General features: G+C 47.0%; 17 protein-coding genes. 5 read left to right on the top strand and 12 right to left on the bottom strand.

The window, feature by feature from the left end; translation table 11 throughout:
* Positions 1-37 precede the first annotated feature (37 nt).
* Positions 38-256, top strand: coding sequence for a mother cell protein YfhS (yfhS, locus tag AC58QT_RS31980; RefSeq protein ID WP_497242617.1), 219 nt, complete (start codon positions 38-40; stop codon positions 254-256).
* Positions 257-352: 96 nt separating this feature from the next.
* Entirely contained in the window at positions 353-964 is a 612-nt protein-coding gene (locus tag AC58QT_RS31975) for a superoxide dismutase (RefSeq protein ID WP_477589195.1), read from the top strand.
* 58 nt (positions 965-1022) lie between these two features.
* Here AC58QT_RS31975 and AC58QT_RS31970 read toward each other — a convergent pair whose 3' ends face one another.
* Positions 1023-2366, bottom strand: a complete 1344-nt coding sequence (locus AC58QT_RS31970) for a collagen-like domain-containing protein (protein ID WP_497412543.1) — start codon at positions 2364-2366, stop codon at positions 1023-1025.
* A 299-nt stretch (positions 2367-2665) separates the two neighbouring features.
* On the opposite strand from AC58QT_RS31970, the gene AC58QT_RS31965 reads away from it, so the two are divergent.
* Positions 2666-3349 carry a Crp/Fnr family transcriptional regulator gene (locus tag AC58QT_RS31965; protein WP_497412542.1) on the top strand — a complete coding sequence of 228 codons (684 nt, stop codon included), beginning with the start codon at positions 2666-2668 and terminating at the stop codon, positions 3347-3349.
* Between the two features lie 80 nt (positions 3350-3429).
* Here AC58QT_RS31965 and AC58QT_RS31960 read toward each other — a convergent pair whose 3' ends face one another.
* Together AC58QT_RS31960 and mutY are read right to left on the bottom strand one after the other, a co-directional pair.
* A complete protein-coding gene (locus tag AC58QT_RS31960; RefSeq protein ID WP_497412541.1) occupies positions 3430-3774 on the bottom strand; it encodes a DUF805 domain-containing protein in 345 nt (114 codons plus the stop codon).
* 168 nt (positions 3775-3942) lie between these two features.
* On the bottom strand, positions 3943-5067 hold the full coding sequence (gene mutY / locus AC58QT_RS31955; RefSeq protein WP_497412540.1) for an A/G-specific adenine glycosylase: 1125 nt from the start codon (positions 5065-5067) through the stop codon (positions 3943-3945).
* 99 nt (positions 5068-5166) lie between these two features.
* Here mutY and AC58QT_RS31950 point away from each other — a divergent pair, with 99 nt between their 5' ends.
* Complete coding sequence (locus tag AC58QT_RS31950; RefSeq protein ID WP_497412539.1) at positions 5167-5766, top strand: hypothetical protein; 600 nt, start codon at positions 5167-5169, stop codon at positions 5764-5766.
* A gap of 666 nt (positions 5767-6432) precedes the next feature.
* Here AC58QT_RS31950 and acpS read toward each other — a convergent pair.
* Positions 6433-6819, bottom strand: coding sequence for a holo-ACP synthase (gene acpS, locus AC58QT_RS31945; RefSeq protein WP_497412538.1), 387 nt, complete (start codon positions 6817-6819; stop codon positions 6433-6435).
* A gap of 199 nt (positions 6820-7018) precedes the next feature.
* On the opposite strand from acpS, the gene AC58QT_RS31940 reads away from it, so the two are divergent.
* Positions 7019-7996, top strand: coding sequence for an aldo/keto reductase (locus AC58QT_RS31940; RefSeq protein ID WP_497412537.1), 978 nt, complete (start codon positions 7019-7021; stop codon positions 7994-7996).
* A 55-nt stretch (positions 7997-8051) separates the two neighbouring features.
* On the opposite strand, the gene AC58QT_RS31935 is transcribed toward AC58QT_RS31940, so the two are convergent.
* From AC58QT_RS31935 to nadE, 8 genes are all read right to left on the bottom strand, one after another.
* Positions 8052-9614, bottom strand: coding sequence for a response regulator transcription factor (locus tag AC58QT_RS31935; protein WP_497412536.1), 1563 nt, complete (start codon positions 9612-9614; stop codon positions 8052-8054).
* The gene (locus AC58QT_RS31930) at positions 9592-11505 is read right to left on the bottom strand and encodes a sensor histidine kinase (protein ID WP_497412535.1); all 1914 of its coding nucleotides are present in this window, start codon (positions 11503-11505) and stop codon (positions 9592-9594) included. Before AC58QT_RS31930 ends, AC58QT_RS31935 begins: the two co-directional genes overlap by 23 nt.
* Positions 11506-11634: 129 nt before the next feature.
* The gene (locus tag AC58QT_RS31925) at positions 11635-13338 is read right to left on the bottom strand and encodes a type 2 periplasmic-binding domain-containing protein (RefSeq protein WP_497412534.1); all 1704 of its coding nucleotides are present in this window, start codon (positions 13336-13338) and stop codon (positions 11635-11637) included.
* Positions 13339-13428: 90 nt separating this feature from the next.
* The gene (locus AC58QT_RS31920) at positions 13429-14316 is read right to left on the bottom strand and encodes a carbohydrate ABC transporter permease (RefSeq protein ID WP_497412533.1); all 888 of its coding nucleotides are present in this window, start codon (positions 14314-14316) and stop codon (positions 13429-13431) included.
* Between the two features lie 21 nt (positions 14317-14337).
* Positions 14338-15306 carry an ABC transporter permease gene (locus AC58QT_RS31915; RefSeq protein WP_497412532.1) on the bottom strand — a complete coding sequence of 323 codons (969 nt, stop codon included), beginning with the start codon at positions 15304-15306 and terminating at the stop codon, positions 14338-14340.
* Between the two features lie 193 nt (positions 15307-15499).
* Positions 15500-16933: a M56 family metallopeptidase gene (locus tag AC58QT_RS31910; RefSeq protein ID WP_497412531.1), complete on the bottom strand. Its 1434-nt coding sequence runs from the start codon at positions 16931-16933 to the stop codon at positions 15500-15502.
* A 70-nt stretch (positions 16934-17003) separates the two neighbouring features.
* A complete protein-coding gene (locus AC58QT_RS31905) occupies positions 17004-17342 on the bottom strand; it encodes a BlaI/MecI/CopY family transcriptional regulator (RefSeq protein ID WP_397341913.1) in 339 nt (112 codons plus the stop codon).
* A gap of 213 nt (positions 17343-17555) precedes the next feature.
* A complete protein-coding gene (gene nadE / locus AC58QT_RS31900) occupies positions 17556-18365 on the bottom strand; it encodes an NAD(+) synthase (protein WP_310502147.1) in 810 nt (269 codons plus the stop codon).
* Between the last annotated feature and the right edge of the window lie 266 nt (positions 18366-18631).

Genomic DNA, 18631 nt, shown 5'->3' with positions numbered 1-18631 from the left:
TATAGGAGGATATTCCAATCAGAAAGAGGTGAGATCGATGTCAGATAACGAACTTGATCATGAACTAACAGCACACGAGTACCCTCGGGAAATTCCGGACTTTCAGTTTTTAAGCACCAAGAAACCGGAAGAATGGACCGAAATCGAGTTACTTCAACTCCACCGAACCATGAGCGACTTATCTCCCTACCTTCATGAGCAAGATACAGCCATGCACAATCAAATCACACGAGAAATGGAACGTCGCGGTATATAAGGGACTACCGACTTAGTAAACACAAATGTTGCTTTATTAGCTGTGTTCCTTCATAATGAAATTGAAACTACATAATTTTTAGGAGGTATTTATTCAATGGCACATCAACTACCAGCTCTTCCGTACGCAAACGAAGCTCTTGAGCCGCACATCGACGCAAAAACTATGGAGATTCATCACGATCGTCACCATAACGCTTATGTAACTAACTTGAACGCAGCTTTGGACAAACATCCAGCTCTTCATGACAAATCTCTTAATGACTTGATCGCTGACCTTAACAGCCTTCCTGAAGATATCCGTACAGCAGTTCGCAACAATGGTGGCGGACACGCTAACCACTCCCTATTCTGGGAAACAATCGGACCAGAAGCTGGCGGCGCACCTACAGGCGCACTAGCAGCTGCAATTGACAGCGAGCTTGGCGGCTTTGATAAATTCAAAGCAGATTTCGCTGCTGCTGCAACGACACGTTTTGGCTCTGGCTGGGCTTTCCTAGCTGTTGACAAAGCTGGCAAATTGAAAGTATACAGCTTGCCGAACCAAGACAGCCCGATCATGGAAGGCGAAACGCCGGTTCTTGGTCTTGATGTTTGGGAGCATGCTTACTACCTGAACTACCAAAACAAACGCCCTGACTACATCGCAGCTTTCTGGAACGTAGTTAACTGGAACGAAGTTAGCAAACGTTACGACGCAGCGAAGTAATACGGAAATGAGCGGAGCGACCCCCGTAGGGGTCGCTTTTTTCATGCGAGGATTTAACTTAACTTAATCTGATCAATCGGAGAGAAGCATTAATAACCGTCACACCATCCACGTTGTCTGGAAGAATATCGTCCGTTACCCCAACGTTTCTTAATGTGACAATTCCCATTGCTGGTATCGTTATGATCGCCGAACCCGTCATTAAACGATCTAGACTTATACCCTCATCAGCATGAATCCCATATTGCGTAGTAGGCTGAACAACGCCATTCACAAAAACGGCATAAGCGCTATTCAGTGAAGAATCTATACCATAAGTTCTAGTCAGAACCTCGTACACCACATTATAATCTCCAGCAGTCGTTACAATGAGATCCGTAGAGTTCACAATGTGCGTCATCCCTACCAAAATTCCATTGTTATTAAAAATAATGCTATCACCCGAATCAATTTTTCGCGCCGTATTGTTATAGATCTGACCGTAGGTTGGCGCAAAAGAACCTGTCGCCCCAGTGGCTCCTGTTCCCCCAGTTGCACCCGTAGCTCCTGTGGCTCCCGTGGCACCTACGCCTCCAGTTGCACCCGTTGCACCTGTCGTTCCTTCATCTCCCGTTGCCCCCGTCGCTCCTGTACTTCCTGTGGGCCCTGTTGACCCGGTCGACCCGGTTGCGCCCGTAGCGCCTGTTGGTCCTTCATCTCCTGTCGCTCCAGTGATGCCCGTCATTCCGGTTGCCCCTGTCGCTCCAGTTATGCCGGTCATTCCTGTACTTCCTGTGGGTCCTGTTGCTCCTGTTGCTCCTTCATCACCTGTAGCTCCAGTATCGCCTGTGGCTCCTGTCGTTCCTGTAGATCCTGTCCCTCCTGTGGCACCCGTAGCTCCGGTAGCTCCAGTCGCTCCAGTTCCGCCCGTTGGACCTGTTGGGCCTCCTGGATCTCCCGTTGCTCCCGTACTTCCTGTGGCTCCTGTCATTCCCGTGGCTCCTGTGGCGCCTGTCGCTCCCATTAACCCAGCCATTCCTGTCATGCCAGTCGAGCCTGTCATACCTGTGGCACCCGTTTGTCCCGTCGCACCTGTAGTTCCTGTCGCACCTGTCATGCCTGTAGCTCCAGTGGCTCCCGTATACCCGTCATATCCGCGCGGGCCCGTTGCTCCAGTATCTCCCTTGTGCCCATGGTGTCCAGTTGACCCCGTGGCTCCTGTTGCACCTGTAGCTCCTGTTACCCCTGGCATGCCTTGGGGGCCTTGAACACCTGCGACTCCCTGAGGACCCTGTACACCCGCAATACCCTGTGGACCCTGTGGACCCTGTGGACCCTGTGGACCCTGAGTTCCTTGTTGCTCTAAACTTACTTTGACAACACAAGGAGCGGATTTCTTCCTTCTTGGTTTGCAGCTTGACATCCTTACCTTCTTCTCCTCATCTGAGCGTGAACTTATTCGTGCTGTTCTTTTTAGTTCGCCCTTATCACTCTTATAACTCAATGAGTTACACCTCCTGAAAGTTATTGTCCATTATATTCTCACTGCAAAATGCTTGTTTGGGTAAATATAACCATGCAAATGCCCTATTCGACATATTCAGCAAAATTTTGGTAAATAATCAAGACTTTAGACTCAGTGCCGAGCGATACTCTTTACGTCGAATCATCTGCGTTGTACCATGAAGTAAATGACCCTACAGCGAAATGAGTTGACGATCCTTGAAGACCATCGTTCCATTACTTCAACATATTCCCCTCTTTCAAGAGCTCGCTGAAGATGATTTGTTCGGAATTGCCCCTTTGTTTGCTGAAAAAAAAGTGAATAAGGGTACTATTCTTTTTGTCGAAGGTGATGTTGGCGAGGAACTATTTTTGATCCAATCCGGTGTCGTGAAGATATACCGCGTTGACGAAGCGAAAGAAATTACACTCGCTTTGTTCCGTGATGGGGATTTTTTTGGCGAAATGTCTCTGCTTAGCAGTGGTATGACTCGTTCAGCAACCGCCGAAACGTTGGCTTCCAGTACCTTTTACGTCTTAAACCGCACGTCATTTACATCATTCTTGGAAAAAAGCCCTAAGCTATGCCTAAAACTCCTAGAAACGACGATGCAGCGATTGCGGCATGCCAATGATCAGATCTTTGATTTGACTTTCCTAGGCGTTCGCTCACGCATTATCAAGACGATGATTCGCTTGTCCGAACAGCACGGCATTATGACACCCACAGGTCTTCTTATCGATGTGAAGCTCACGCATCAACAACTGGCAAATTTAGTAGGTACCGTGCGTGAATCTGTCACAAAAGTACTTCAGGAAATGCTGGATGACGAACTTATTTACATTGACAAAAAGTTAATCACATTAAGAAATATCGAAGCCATTAAGGCTGAAATCCGGTAGTGTTCCATCTAATCGTGCTAAGATAATAAAGAAAAGCGGCCCAAAGGGCCGCTTTTCTTTTCAGTACGCTGTAAGGGAAACTATCTCTTCGGATTTGGACCATATTGATTATCGTCGGCATCACTATCCTGACAGAAAAACACCAGCAAAATGATGGCACCAATTAAGGGAATTAAGCTAATTAACAGCCACCAGCCACTTTTACCCGTGTCATGTAGTCTTCGAAATCCAACAGCAAGTGAAGGCAAAAGGATGGCTAAGGAATAAATAAAGGACAACACTTGATTCGTTCCAATTATGGCCTCAATAATACCAAGACCAATTGAAATAATAATATTGAAGAGCACGAACATCCAATACTCTTTCCGCCTTGCTCTACCTTGAAAACCAACGTAATTCGATAAGACCTTGAGATACCATTCCATGCACATCAACTCCTTTGTGTTTGTTTACAACGGTATTCTGCGATATCTACACGCCAGCTTTTCTCCTCCATTGATATTCCTTTCAAAGGAATATCATTCATTTTGTTTTAAATGGAAATGCAAAAAAGCGACCCCTCGGGTCGCTTTCTTATGAATAACGCTGTCGTTTTACGCTTCATTGCGTTCCTGATATTCCCTCATAATCCGTACAAACACATTCGGGAAAGCATAATTCTGGAGATCCTCCGGACCTACCCAGCGGTAATGAAAAGGAATCCATTCCTCCCCAGTGCTCGGACGGTTCACGTCGCCAAGCTTCGCGCGATACACCTTCATTTTCCATACAATATGGCTGAAAATATGCTCCGTATCCATGAACCAGGCCTCCGGCTGGATCCCGATCTGTTCCTGCTCCGCAAGTGCCGCACGAAGTGCCTCCTGGTTGTCCTCATCAGACTGCCAAGCCGTTGTCGCCCATTCGACATGCGGGAGCTCCCACATCCGAGCTAGCAAGCCCTCTTGCGGGCGCTGTCTGATCAACCATTTGCCTGCATGCTTGCCAGTGCCCTCGATCAGTGCGACAGCGCGCAGCTCAGGACGTGGCGGCTTCGCTTTCTTTTTGATGGGCAGCGCTTCTTCCATGCCAGCTTCACGTGCTGAACAATGTGCCATGACAGGGCACGTCAAGCAGTGTGGTGACCGTGGGGTGCACACCATGGCTCCGAGCTCCATCAGCGCCTGGTTGAAGTCGCTGGCAGTTCCGTCCAAGATAAGCTCGCGCGCCAGCTTTTCCATAATCGTCCGTGTGGACGGCTTCATAATGTCTTCTTCAATGAGAAAATAACGCGAAAGCACGCGCATGACATTACCATCGACCGCAGGCTCAGGCTTATTGTAGGCGATGCTCAGGATCGCTCCTGATGTATACGGCCCGACGCCTTTGAGCGCGGAGATGTCCTCTTTACTCGCTGGGACAACTCCGTGGTAACGTTCGTGTACTTCTCTGACGGCAGATTGAAGGTTCCTTGCTCGTGAATAGTAGCCGAGTCCTTCCCAGGCTTTAAGGACATTTTCTTCTGGTGCGGTCGCAAGCGCCTCGACAGTTGGAAATTGATCAATAAATCGATGAAAATACGGAATTACGGTATCCACACGTGTTTGCTGCAGCATGACTTCGGAAATCCATATATAATAAGGGTTTTTACTTCTACGCCAAGGTAAATCACGTTTATGTGTCTGGTACCAATCCAAGAGGTTCTTAGAAAAATACATCTTCTGTTCTTCGCTGTACATGAGCTCTCCTTCTCTATGGGGCACGTTCAAGTTATAATGGATGAATGGATATGGTACCATTATACGAGAAGTTCGGAACATAAAACTAGAGGTGAATGTATGCAAACGTCGAAGCAAGCTAATTTGACTAAACCAGGGCAACAGCAATTAACAAATAAAAGAAGAGATTGGCTGCGCGAAGCTCAGGGACTTATTCCCCTTGTGTTCATTTGGGGCGCCGAGTGGGTGTTTAGCGCTGGAGTTGATTTCGCCCTTTACTGGCGCGATTTGGATTGGTTGAAGCAAGCAGCTTTCATCACCGCTGTAGTGGCTAGCTTGATCCAGATTTGGGGGATGCGCAAATCCTTGAGTCCTGGAAGCACAAGTGATACGGAGGATTCTGTGAAGCATGGCTGGGGGCATCCTATATTTCTAGTGCTGCCAGGAGCACTGCTCGTTGCTGCCGTTGCTTTATTGGATGCCATCGGTGCAGTGAGTCCGCTGTTTGCACCTATCTTGCGAGCGTTCCTACTCGCGATCGGGTTCGTTCAGGTCGGCCTGCTGCTCGGCAGATCGCTTATTTATTTAGGCTTGTGGCTTTTCACGCTAACTGCGGTGATGGCCGTGTGGTATTTGGGCTATTCGGATGTGATTCTCGAGGGGATGGGCGGCATCAGCCTGCTCGTGAGCGGGTACATGCTAAAGGTTTGGGCGAGGTAGGCGGCACTAAGCCAAACACCAACCCAAACTGCTAGTCCAAACTGCTAACCCAAACTAACTGGAATTTCGAGACTGTCGATTAACTGTTTATCCTGAATATCCTATAAACATTTGAAATGGAGAGAAACAACCGGGAACTTCTGCAACTCGAGATAACTAATCGCTTCCATGACATAAGAGATGAACCTCGTTTGCAAAATAGCGTTATGAAAACATCTTATTTATTAGTTTAGGTAGAGAATACGGAGAATAACGTTATAGAATAGCGTTATTTCACTCTAAATGGATAAATTCCACTCCATTTGGTCGAAATAGCGTTATTTCGTAATGCTATATTTTCACAGAACATGCATATGTAGCAAATAACGTTATGCCACACCTTTATTTGAAATCGCATGTGACCGTACCTTTGTAAAGAGAAACCAACCTCCTCTGAAACTAACAATTTTTATAAAAATTCACTAAGTTGCATGTTTATTAAGCCTCGATTCATTAATCGACAGTCTCATTTCTCCAGCTATTTTGAGAGATATGTACGTTTTTCAACGATTAGATGCATTTCTGCATCTATTTTCGCCGGAAACAGCCAATTTGGCTCAAACGGCTGAAATGAACTGTAGAAACTCCATCTATTTGCTTTTAAGTGCCAAACCCGTAGGCAGACAGTCACAGCTGCTCAACAATCGCATAAGCCGCAGCCATTGACGCAGTATGCGTAATGCTAATATGTATGCGGTGACTGCCCTGAAGACCTGCCCGCAGCAAAGCCCCCTCTTTCACCTGGCAGACGGGTTTGCCAAGTAGGTCCGGCAGCACTTCGATATCTTGAAAACCAATCTGCTTTCCGATCCCGCAGCCAATGGCTTTCACGATCGCTTCCTTCGCCGCGAATCGACCTGCAACAAACTCCGCGAGCCGTCCGCGACGCTTCTGCGCCAACTCCCGCTCCGCCGGCGTCAAAATCCGCTCCAGAAACCGATCGCCAGACGACCCCTCCAGCATTTTGCCTATCCGCTCAATCTCAACTAAATCCGTTCCGACCCCAATGATCATCGCTATAATGGCCTCATTTCTACTAACGATTCGCTTTGCGTACAATTTAACTGATTCCTTCGCTAAGGTCAAGCGAGATGCCCTGCACAACCCCCATTGCTTACGTTAAGGTAAGTAAGTAACCCTATTTTCAGCTCTTATGTCATCCGGCCGCAAGCGTTATACTAGGCATAGAAATTATAGCTAGGAGGCCATCATAGTGAAAATCATGCCACTGGAAAGACGCGGGATTTCAAACAGCCGCATTGTCTTCGGATGTATGGGATTAGGCGGAGATTGGGCCGGCAATCCATTAACCAAGGAAGATTACATCACCGCTGAAAAAGCTGTAGAAGCCGCATTATCAATTGGAATTACGATGTTCGATCATGCTGACATTTATAAAAGAGGGAACTCTGAGACCGTCTTCGGTCAGGTTCTCAAGAATAGACGGGATTTGCGCGACCAAATCATTTTACAATCGAAATGCGGAATTCGCTTCCAAGATGAACAGCATCCTCAGCGTTTTGATTTTAGCAAAAACCATATCCTCAGCTCCGTAGATGGTATCCTCGGTCGTCTTGGTGTGGAGCACATCGATATCTTGCTGCTGCATCGCCCGGATCCGCTCATGGAGCCTGAAGAAATCGCGGAAGCTTTCAATACACTGCGCTCCGCGGGTAAGGTTCGCCATTTCGGTGTGTCTAACATGACCTCCGCACAGATGCGCTTCATCCAAAACTCCCTGCCAGAGCCACTTGTCGTGAACCAATTGGAGATGAGCTTGGCACGCGTGGACTGGATTGAGCAAGGCATTCTGGTGAATCAAAAGGTAGGAGCCAGCGTTAACTTTGCCGATGGTATCCTTGAACACTGTCAGATGAACGATATTCAAATTCAAGCATGGGGCCCTCTTGCTAAAGGTAAGTTCTCCGGCGGCGCTGCTGAGGATGCGCCTGACACCGTCAAGAAAACGGCCGCGCTTGTTCAGAAGCTAGCTGCTGAGAAAGAAACAACGCCAGAAGCCATCGTGCTCGGCTGGCTCATGAAGCATCCGGCTCGCATTCAGCCGGTCATCGGCACGTCTTCCGCGCAGCGTATCGTCGCTTGCGAGGACGCGGTTCGCATCGCGGACACGATGACACGCGAAGAATGGTACGCGCTGCTCGAGAGCTCCCGCGGCTTGCGTATGCCGTAGCCATACAAAAGAGGGTCTCCCAATGCCTAGTGGCGGGGGACCCTCTTTTTTACCCTTAGCTAATCACTTCACGCAGATCCCTATACTCCTGGGGACTAACGCCCTCCATCTCTTTGAACACGCGGCTAAAATGTTTCACATTCTCAAATCCAGCCCGCTCGCTGATCTCGTAGACTTTGAAGTCGGTCGTGGCCAACAGCTCGCGTGCCCGCTCAATGCGCAGCTTTTTCAAATAGTGCACGAAGCTTTCACCCGTGTACTCCTTAAAGGCCTGACTGAAATAGGAGTAATTGAAGGACACATGGTTCGAAACCATGGCCATATTCAAATCTTTATCAAAGTTCTCCTGTATGTATTGTGTGGCTTTCTTCATTTCTCTGTGGTCGATATGGAACGTCTTCATCGTGCGCACATACGCATTGAGTCGATCCAACAGCCCCTCGACACTATGATAATAATCGGAGAAATAATAGAAATTCGAGATATCCCCTACCTTTTTGAACAGCCGCAGGATCTCCACAGACTCTCCGCCGTACACATGAAATATTTTATCAAAAACAAGCTCGTTCAAGGCTTTGCTCACAGACTCTACATAGGCGATATCGAACCTAGTCACAGTTTTCATGTCCAGTATTTCCAGCAACAGTGCAGACATTTCCTTATTGCGGTCCGTTCCGAGCATATTGGCGATTCGTTGAATTGCAGCAACCGGCACAGTGAAATCCTTATTTTTATGACAAATCGTCTCATAACTAACGCTGCCTGGCCCCGACTGCAAAAACGTATACTTCAGAGCCTCTAGAGCCTCCACATAAGCAGGCTGCAACCGCTCCGCTCCACGGGTGTACTCACTTACCCCCATGCTGTACATGAAATACCCCGCCCCAGCGATCCGCTCCGTTAAATACGGAAACAACTCCCCCTGCTCAGCGATAAGAACTAGCTGGTTTTCTTTATCCAGCACAATTGCGTGCCGCTCACGGCAATGATCGGGCACATGGGCAAGCTCATCTTGGATTCGAGAGAGAAATTCAGCATGCCCCATCCCTGCAGCAGTACCCCGATACTGAAGCACACCAACTTGAAACCCTGCATCCACCCAAGCCATGTCAATCTGCCCCAGCTTGCTCCGTATAGTCTCCCCATCCATATGGGAATGCCTGAGCAAATAACTCAACTGACTCTCCTTGAAAGCCTCCCTTTGCTGCAAGGAACTGCTCAATTGCTCGGAGATTTGCTCTTTCAGCTTTAGATCATGTTCCAAACGAACTAGGGCGCTAAACAGCTCATCCCGAATAATCGGCTTTAAAAGATATTCCTTCACTTCACAACGGATCGCTTCCTTCGCATAGGGGAAGTCATCGTGTCCGCTTAAAATAATAACCGCAGGCTTCAAAACCATCTCCTGAATACGATTAATTAGCGTTATTCCATCCATCACGGGCATACGAATATCCGTAATGACAATATCTATCGTGACGCTCTGCATCAGCTGCAGGGCTTCTTCACCGTCCCCAGCAAACTCGAACGTATATGCTTCGGGAAATTCACGGGCAATCATGGCTTTCAGGCCGAGTCGGATATTTTTCTCATCATCAACGATAAGTATGTTTCTCATCCGTAGACATCCCTCCAGACAATATCAAATATGGCAGCTTCATGAATACTTTGGTATACGTCCCCTCTGCACTCTCTACCCAAATCCCATACTCATTCCCGTAGTACATTTTGATTCGCTGCGTCACATTACGCATCCCAATGCCGTTGCCTTCCTGCTCACGCTCGGGCCTATTCCCATATTTGTTATGAAAATAAGCGTCCTCCATATGCAACTTCTCATGAAGCTCCTCTAGCTGATGGGCTGACATGCCTGCGCCATTATCTCCCACTTCAATGAGCATGCCCTCCTCGCTCTGACTCGCGCGGATCCAGATCGTGACACCCTCTCGTCTAGCCCTATCGATATTCATGCCGTGCTTCACGGCATTCTCCACGAGGGGTTGAAGCGACATTTTCAATACTTCCTGATCGAGATAGCTGCTCGGAATATCCAGTTTCAGTTCTAATTTATCATCATAGCGGATGTTCATGATCGCGATATAGTTCTGAATATGCTGAATTTCATGGCGCAGCTGAACCTGATCGCTGGACCACTTCAGACTGTAGCGCATCATCGCGCCAAGTGAAGTCAACGCATTAGAAATCGTATACTGCGATTCGACTTCAGCCATCATTTTCAAATTTTCCAAGGTGTTGTATAGGAAATGCGCGTCGATCTGATTTTTCAGCGAGCTCAGCTCTGCCTCTTTGGTCGCTGCTTGTTTGTTCACAGCTTCCACGATGAGCTCATTCATTTTTTTCATCATTTGCCGAAAATGATGGGCAAGCTCGCCCACTTCCCCGCCCGCATCCATATCAATTTGTACATTGAGATCGCCTCTGCGCACCTTTTTCATGGAGTCTCGCAGGATATGCAATTTTTTCAAGATTAAGCCTTGTAGGAAATACGTAATCGCTGACAATAGCGCAATTAACACAACGGCAGCCGCGATAAATAAATTACGCGTATGATGAATTTGCGTCACGGGTTCTTTTAACGACACCACATTCAGTAAGTGAGCATCCAGATTATCGATGGCCGTCGCCAAAACCAAGTAAGGCGTATCCCCTATGTTGACTGTGAAATTAGATCCCTCCGGATGCGGGTTGGCATTCCAAGCCTGGCGCAGCTGCTCCATATTCATGCCTTTGAAAAATTCATCACCATTCCCAGTAAACATCCCACCATGTCGATCGATAACGAGCATATGTGACTGTCCATCCTGAATGGGACTGAACAGCTTCTGAAAAAACTTCTCCATCAGCATATCGACCTCAAGAATGGCAACGCGTGTGTCCTTGGGATAGTAAATTTCTTTCAACAGGGAGACGTATGTCCAGCTAGTTTCATTACTCGTGTTGTAGCGATTCATAATATCTTTCTCATTCTGCAAAATTTCCCAGCGGGCCTCACCCTTCCGTTCCAGCACGTCCTTGTACCAAGGTCTATCTGCGATTCGACTCTCTTTTAGAAAAATGGGCCAAATCTCTTCGGTATTCGGATTATCTGTAAACAAGCGCACATTGGCGATACTTGGGTTATTAAACAGGAGACGCTGTAAATTTGAAAACGTATTCATATTAAAATCAACAAGCTCAGAAACTTCTAGCTCATGCGCGCTATGCAAATATTGAATAACCTCTTTGTCCGTGATGGAGAACTGTGCTGCACGCCCCATCGCTTCAATATTGCCCAGAATACTCGCCTTCTCACTTTCTAACGCATACTGATTATTGTTCACGGTGTCCTGAATCGTATTTCGATAAAATTCATTAAATAAATACCAAGAAATCAATATAATGGGAATCAAAATGATAATGATATAGGCACCGATTAGTTTCGTTTGAATCGAAATACGGTTCGTCATCTGCGTAATCCGCATTCTTCCTTTGCCTAGCATGGATCCCATGGTCTCATATCCCGTCTTTCTATTCGGTAGTTCTCTTATTTTAAACTAAAATACGGAGCATGCGGGAACTATTTGCGGCGAAAAACCCGAAAACCCGATTGATTCGGGCTCTCAGGTCGTTTTATAGATTTACTTCGCAGATGCAGCAATTTTCTTCACATTAGATTCAAATTCTTTTTGTTGGTACGCTTGCACCTTATCCAAGCCAGCTGCTTTCCGGTCCTTTTGGTATTTATCAAGCAACTGATCGAATTCTGCATCCGTTTTGGCTAACAGCAGCTTCGGAAGCGTTTTTCCCCACGCCTGGGCGATTTTCGTATTGGCAATGCCCTCTTCCGATGTCCCTGTTGGCACAATGTTATCGTACTGCGAGAAGCTCTTCGACTTGCCCTTCGTCCACTCTTCCGGTTGTTTAATTGGTTCCACGCTAGGCGGCGCCCATTGCAAATTCATGTTCGTATCCATGAGCATCCAGAAGGTGTAGGACGAGCCGTATTTCTTATCAAAAGCAGCCCGGTCTTTATTCATCAGATCCACCACTTCTGGCTTAAATTGATCTTTGCCATTGATAGTGTCATAGCTAACGCCTTTTTCACCAAGGTATAGATCCTTGTTACCCTCTTCACTAATGAGGTAGCTCAAGAATTTAATCGCTCTTGCTTTGTCTTTCACGTCTTTGGAAATCAACGTCACTGTCCAACCGGAGATCCCAGGACCTGCTAGGGTTGGTGCGCTTTTTGCAGCATTAGCTGGACCGTCTACAGCGATGTAGACTTTGTTTGGATCTTTTTGGTACAGGGAAATATTTTGATTCGCTAAGTCAGAACGTTGATACAACATGGCAAAATAGCGGCCTTGCGCGATCTTTTCTTCCATTTGAGGACGTTTGTCGATAAAAATATCCTTGGCCAACAAGCCCATTTCATTGGCTTTACGGAATGTTTTGAGCCAGCTCACGAACTCAGGATCTGAGGAACGATCGTAGAGCTTATTATCTTTCTCATACGGGATTGCTAAGAAATTCTGCAGCATGGAACCATTTTGACCAGCATCCAGCAGTGAACTATTCCCTAAGTCGCCAAACTCATGCAAACCAAGCGGAATCAGTGGCTGACCGTTCACATCAGGGAACTTCTCTTTCGCCGCCTTAAGCGCGTTCAGGAACCCTTCTTGTGTTCTCATATCTGGTTTACCGATCGCCTCATACATATCTTTACGAACAAGGAACGTTTGGTTGGATACGAAGTTTTGCCCGTATTTCTTGTAGTCCTCTGAGGAGGAGGAAGCGTTCGGGTAGCCGTAGAAATTGCCGTCCTTCTGTGTGTACCACGATGTTTTCGCCGGATCAGCTACCTTGATGAAATAAGGATCATACTGTTTGGCAAGCTCATTTAGTGGAAGCACCATATTGCCTTCGATCATTTTCTTTACAGCATCTTCATACCAGCCCAGCGTGATAAAATCAGGCAGCTTACCCGAAGCAATCATCGTATTCAGCTTCTCATTCTCATTGCCCGCAGGGACGATAAAGTTGATATTCACACCGGTTTTCTTGGTGATGTATTGCGAAGTGGCATCAACGCCCCATTTATTCGGAAACCAAGAAAAGTTAAGGTACCAATCGAACGTGATCGGTTTCGTGTCGGATTTCCAACCCGGATCATTGGCATTCGCCACAGGCGCAGCGGATTGTGCCGCAGTCGTTTCAGCTGGCTTGGTCGCCTCAGGACTTGCGGTGCTGGTGTTGGTCTCTTTATCGGTCGTACATGCTGTTATTGAAAAAGCTGTAAATATGGCGAGTAATGTCGTTAGTGTTTTGCGTGGTTTCCTCATTGGCGTTTCCCCTTTTCGGATTCATTGTCATATGTGCAATCTCTGTCAAGAACAGAGCTGACCACCTAAGTAACGTGAAGATTAACGTGATTAACCTTTAATCGAGCCGATCATAAAACCTTTTACAAAATACTTCTGTAAGAACGGATAGACGATGACAATCGGCAATGTGGTTACAACCATCGTTGCGAGCTTAATCGACTGAGATGATACGGTCTTCGCCACACTTCCCGTCGTTGCGGCCATCATTTGATTGGAGCTGGACTGCGCAACGACCCGATAGAGATAGGTCTGGATCGGTTGCAGTTCGCTTTTGTTAATATAGATCATCCCGGTAAAATAATCATTCCATTGATAGACGCCGTGAAAGAGCGCAATCGTAGCGACGACAGGCATAGAGACCGGTAGGATGATTTGATAAAAGATTTTAAAATCATTGGCACCATCAATCTTCGCAGCCTCCTCTAAGGCATCCGGGATTTCTCGGAAGAAGGCTAAGAAGATAATGAGATCGAAAAAGCTGAACATCGCAGGAATGATATAGACCAGGAAGCTGTCGAGCATCCCTAGATCTCGGATTAACAAGTAGTACGGAATTAAGCCCCCGCTGAAAAATAAGGTGACCGTACCGATCAGCATGTAGACGTTGCGGCCGATTAGCTCTTTACGGGAAAATGCGTAGGCCACCATCGCTGTAAAAAGTACGTGAACCACAGTTCCGATCAGCGTTTTCGCTACGGTTACGCCCATCGCCAGCATGATGCCATTATTCGCAAAAACGGCTTTATAGCTGTCTATGCTGAACACCCGAGGCCACCAGTAGATGCCCCCTCGCATGGCGTCATTGCCTTCATTAAAGGAATTGACGAGCACATACCAGATGGGATAGATCGTTACGAAGCAGATGACTAGCATGCCTATAAAGTTAAAATGATCGAATGCAGCCTCTTTGTAGGTTCTGCGATTGAGGGAAAACATCGTTGGCTCACCTCCTAGCTTTTAGAATAGAGACGTGTTGTTGAGTCTCTTGGTAATGAAATTCGCTGAAAGCAGCAACAGGAGTGAGATAAGCGACTTAATCAAGCCAACCGCCGTAGCATAGGAGAAGCGGCTCTGACGAAGGCCTACCTCATACACATACACATCGATCACGTTGCTGGCGCTGGCGTTCAGTTGGTTTTTGAGTACGAGAATTTGATCAAAATTGGAGTTCAGGATGCCACTCACAGACAGAATGAACAGGATTGTGATCGTTCCTTTAATCGAAGGAAGAGTTACGTAGAACATTTTCTGAAAACGCCCTGCTCCATCGATCGTTGCCGCCTCATACATATCCGGGGATACGCCGGACATCGCTGCGAGATAGATAATCGCCGACCAGCCAAGCTCCTTCCAAATATCCGAGGTGACGATAATACTCCAGAAATACGAAGGTTCTGCCAAATAGCTGATAGGCTCTTGGATCATATGGAGCGCTAGCAGGAGCTTGTTGACTAGGCCAACGTCAGCTAACCAAGTGGCAAGTATGCCTCCGAGGATAACCCAAGATAAGAAGTGGGGTAAGTAGGAAATGGTTTGAACCAGCTTCTTAAAACGGATTGAACGGAGTTCGTTTAAGAATAACGCGAACACGATGGGAAGCGGAAAGCCGATGACGAGCTTGAGTACACTCATCCCGACGGTATTTTTAATGACACTGGCTAAATTGTCGTCTTCCAGAAAAGCCTTGAAGTGCTCAAACCCCGCCCAAGGTGCGGCCGATATGGGTTTTACAATATTGAAATCCTTAAAAGCGATGAGTATCCCGTACATGGGGACATAGTGAAAAATAATCATCCACGCCACGCCCAGCAGTGCCATAACCTGCAAATATCGCTGTGCATAGACGATGCGGAGCAGCCGGGACGCTGACCTGCGGAAGGGGACTGACTTGTGATTCGGAGTGGCGATTTCCGTCTCCGTCTTCATTTCTGGCTGCACCTCCTGTGTCTTCTTCCTTGTAAGCACTTTCATAACTCATTATAGGTGTTCTCATTTGCCGATGTAAGGCTTCAAATTTCAGTTATGGTTACTATTTTTTGGATGTTGGATTGTGAGCTTTAGGCTGCCACACGAAAAAAGACCCAAGGCAAGATTTGCCTCGGGTCTTCTTCGATTAGATTTACTTCGCTACCGGTGCAGCTGTCGGTGCTGATGTTAATTCTCTCACTGCCGGGACTGCAGTAGGAACTGTTCTTGAGCCCTCAGCTGCTTGGGCTGCTGCAGCTCTTGACCGCTCCACTGCTGGCGCAGCTGCAGGGGCTGTTCTTGACCGTTCAGCTGCTGGCACAGCTGTAGGTACTAATCTTGAGCCCTCCGTTGCTTGCGCTGCTGCAGCTTCCGACCTTGATCCCTCCACTACTTGCGCGGGCGCTGGTGTTAGTGTTGGCGCTTGACTTGGCTCTACCGTTGGTGTGGCTGGTGTCACTGTGTCGGCAACCTTAGTTTCACTGCTTTTATCCACAGACGTATTCGTATTTGTTCCCGTAGTTAGCGAACTCGTCTCGGTTGTCTTCTGATCAACAATTGGTGAATTGGATTCAGATGCTGTTTTCTTATCCACACTTGCATTCGTCAACGAGCAGCCACTAATAATGAGAACGGCTGCCAAACCAAGGAACGACCAACGGTATGAATTAAATTGGAACTGTTTAATCATGATAATTCTCCTCTTTAACTGTGACTTGTTTCCAGATAAATGAACATTGCCTGGCACACTTACAGGACGGACATAGGTTTCTAATAGTTGAATGAGCGTATATCCGTAATTTTCTCTTTTAGCTGGTTCCAGATAAGAGAGCGCTAAAGCATCGCTTGCAATTTCCTGGTCTTCACGCATCCGTTGATGAGCATACCAGAGGATTGGGTTGAACCAATGAATAATTAACATCACTTGCATCAGCCAATTAACACCGATATCGTTTCGTTTACAATGTGCGAGTTCATGCAGAAAAACATGCCTTAATTGCTCCTCATTTAAACTGTTGAGAACCGTCTGCGGGATAATTAGCCAAGGCTTCCTGACGCCAAATAACGTCGGCATCGAGATTTTGTCCGAGACCACTAACGTGACAGGTTTATGTATCGACATGAGCTGTTGACACTGAGCGAACAAGTGTAGGATGCCGATATCGGCTATCGGACTCGTTTCTTTTTTTATTTTCAGAGCAAATTTACGGTTAATTACTATGGTATATATTGCAAATAGAACAATGCCCAGCAGCCATATAGACATGGCATACATGTATAATAGATTCTCTGCTGCGCCGCTATCTTCAAACTCCTCATGCATGCCAATTTCTACTACCGAATCAATCTCGTGAATGCTCCCAGGGTACGATATCCAATTATAAATGCTTACATGACTTTCCAAGTTCCAAGGCAGGAGCAGTCTAACGAGCACTAGTAACCACATGAGATAATGCCATCTAGGTTTAATCCGTTTATGCAGGATGCGCTGAATCAGCAGGATAAACACAACAGTAATCGTTGCCATGAGCGAGACGGATATAATCCAGCCAAAAAGACCTGTAAGAACTTCACTTATTCGGCTCACGTTCACCCCTCCCTTATTTCATAAAAGCGAAACCTTCCTGAAGCAGATCTGCCCGGACTCGGTATCCCTGTCATTTGTTTTTATTTTTACTTTCGAGCATATCTCTCAACTCTTTAATGTCTTCCTCCGACAACTGCTCCTCTTTCAAAAAATTAACGAGCATCGGCTTAAAAGCCCCGCCATAAATTCTTTTCAGAAAAGATTGCGTCTCCGACTTCACACACTCACCTTCAGAGACCAAAGGGAAATAAGCATAGACCCTGTTCTCTTGTGTAAAAGATATCGCTTGTTTCTGTGCTAACCTGTTCAGCAAAGTGCGAATCGTTTTGGGCTTCCACTCTGTCCGTTCCTGCATAGCATCAATAACTTCATTCGCAGTGCGTGGAGATTCGTTCCAAAGTACCTTCATAACTTCCCATTCGGCATCCGTAATATGAGGGACTGTCTTCACTTCATTTCCTCCTTTCATGTGGATTACAACTGTAATACATATAGAATATTACAGTTGTAATCCACGGGTGTCAAGTCTTGCTGTTTTAAATCTATGTAAATAAAAAAAGACCATCCATGTAACCATGGATAGTCTTTACTCAGCTGGCTAGGTATCAACGTGCCCTACCTTTTAAATGCCTGGGATTGGAACACGTTTGTGTTCGGTCTTCAGGTACTGCTTCTCCAGCTTTTCTTGAATAGCTGGAGAAATTTGCTTGCCTTCGAGGTAGTCGCTGTTATCACCGTAGGTGATACCGAGCTCGTCCTCGTCGGTTTGGCCGTCCCAAAGCCCAGCTGTCGGGGCTTTGTCCAGCACGCTTTGCGGCACGCCGATCTTCGCAGCGAGCGAGCGCACTTGGCGCTTGTTCAGCGTGCTCAGCGGCGTAATGTCAACGGCACCGTCGCCGTACTTCGTATAGAAGCCGGTGACGGCCTCGGAGGCATGATCCGTGCCTACGACGATCAAGCCCAGCTCAAAAGCCAAGGCATACTGCATGACCATGCGCGTCCGTGCCTTGATGTTGCCTTTGCCGCCGCGGCTCACATGCTGGTGAACGCCGATATGCTTGAGTCCGTATTCGACTTCGATGGCAATCTCGTCGACGGACTCTTCGATGTTGTTTTCGATTTGATATTTCAAATCGAAGGCTTTAGCCACCGCGTAGCTATCTTCGATGTCAACTTGTTGGCCATAAGGCTGGAACACGCCGACGGTTTTGTATTCTTTGCCTTTTTCCGCTGTAAGCTCGTCTGTAGCTTGCTTACATAGCCCTGCTGCGACCGCGCTATCAATACCGCCGCTGATCGCGATCAGCAGGCCGTTCGCGTGCGCGCCAAGCACGTAATTTTTGAGGAAATCTACACGCTTGCGGATCTCTTCATCAATATCAATTTCCGGTTTAACGCCGAGCTTTGCGATAATTTCAGCTTGTAAACTCATGCAACTCTCCACCTTTTATCTAAATTTTGGAATGATGCCTTCTTTGAGATCTAGTATAGACTTTCGGCTCTCAAATTTCAAAGTGTAACTTCCGCCCTAACTCGAATTTTTCGAGTTACAGCGCCCACGGGGGCCTCTTTCTGTTGCCCTAACTCGAATTTTTCGAGTTACAGCACCCATGGGGCCTCTTTCTTCTGCCCTAACTCGAATTTTTCGAGTTACAGCGCCCACGGGGTCTCTTGCTTCCGCCCTAACTCGAATTTTTC

The sequence above is a fragment of the Paenibacillus sp. J31R109 genome, from assembly GCF_059692055.1.
This window is presented reverse-complemented; position numbering and strand designations above follow the sequence as displayed.

Coding starts and splice junctions, on each gene's coding strand:
- AC58QT_RS31925 (WP_497412534.1), bottom strand. CDS start 13,338: ATGAGGAAACCACGCAAAACACTAACGACATTACTCGCCATATTTACA.
- AC58QT_RS31930 (WP_497412535.1), bottom strand. CDS start 11,505: ATGGGATCCATGCTAGGCAAAGGAAGAATGCGGATTACGCAGATGACG.
- AC58QT_RS31960 (WP_497412541.1), bottom strand. CDS start 3,774: ATGGAATGGTATCTCAAGGTCTTATCGAATTACGTTGGTTTTCAAGGT.
- AC58QT_RS31915 (WP_497412532.1), bottom strand. CDS start 15,306: ATGAAGACGGAGACGGAAATCGCCACTCCGAATCACAAGTCAGTCCCC.
- AC58QT_RS31905 (WP_397341913.1), bottom strand. CDS start 17,342: ATGAAGGTACTTTGGAACGAATCTCCACGCACTGCGAATGAAGTTATT.
- nadE (WP_310502147.1), bottom strand. CDS start 18,365: ATGAGTTTACAAGCTGAAATTATCGCAAAGCTCGGCGTTAAACCGGAA.
- mutY (WP_497412540.1), bottom strand. CDS start 5,067: ATGTACAGCGAAGAACAGAAGATGTATTTTTCTAAGAACCTCTTGGAT.
- acpS (WP_497412538.1), bottom strand. CDS start 6,819: ATGATCATTGGGGTCGGAACGGATTTAGTTGAGATTGAGCGGATAGGC.
- AC58QT_RS31970 (WP_497412543.1), bottom strand. CDS start 2,366: ATGTCAAGCTGCAAACCAAGAAGGAAGAAATCCGCTCCTTGTGTTGTC.
- AC58QT_RS31935 (WP_497412536.1), bottom strand. CDS start 9,614: ATGAGAAACATACTTATCGTTGATGATGAGAAAAATATCCGACTCGGC.
- AC58QT_RS31950 (WP_497412539.1), top strand. CDS start 5,167: ATGCAAACGTCGAAGCAAGCTAATTTGACTAAACCAGGGCAACAGCAA.
- AC58QT_RS31920 (WP_497412533.1), bottom strand. CDS start 14,316: ATGTTTTCCCTCAATCGCAGAACCTACAAAGAGGCTGCATTCGATCAT.
- yfhS (WP_497242617.1), top strand. CDS start 38: ATGTCAGATAACGAACTTGATCATGAACTAACAGCACACGAGTACCCT.
- AC58QT_RS31975 (WP_477589195.1), top strand. CDS start 353: ATGGCACATCAACTACCAGCTCTTCCGTACGCAAACGAAGCTCTTGAG.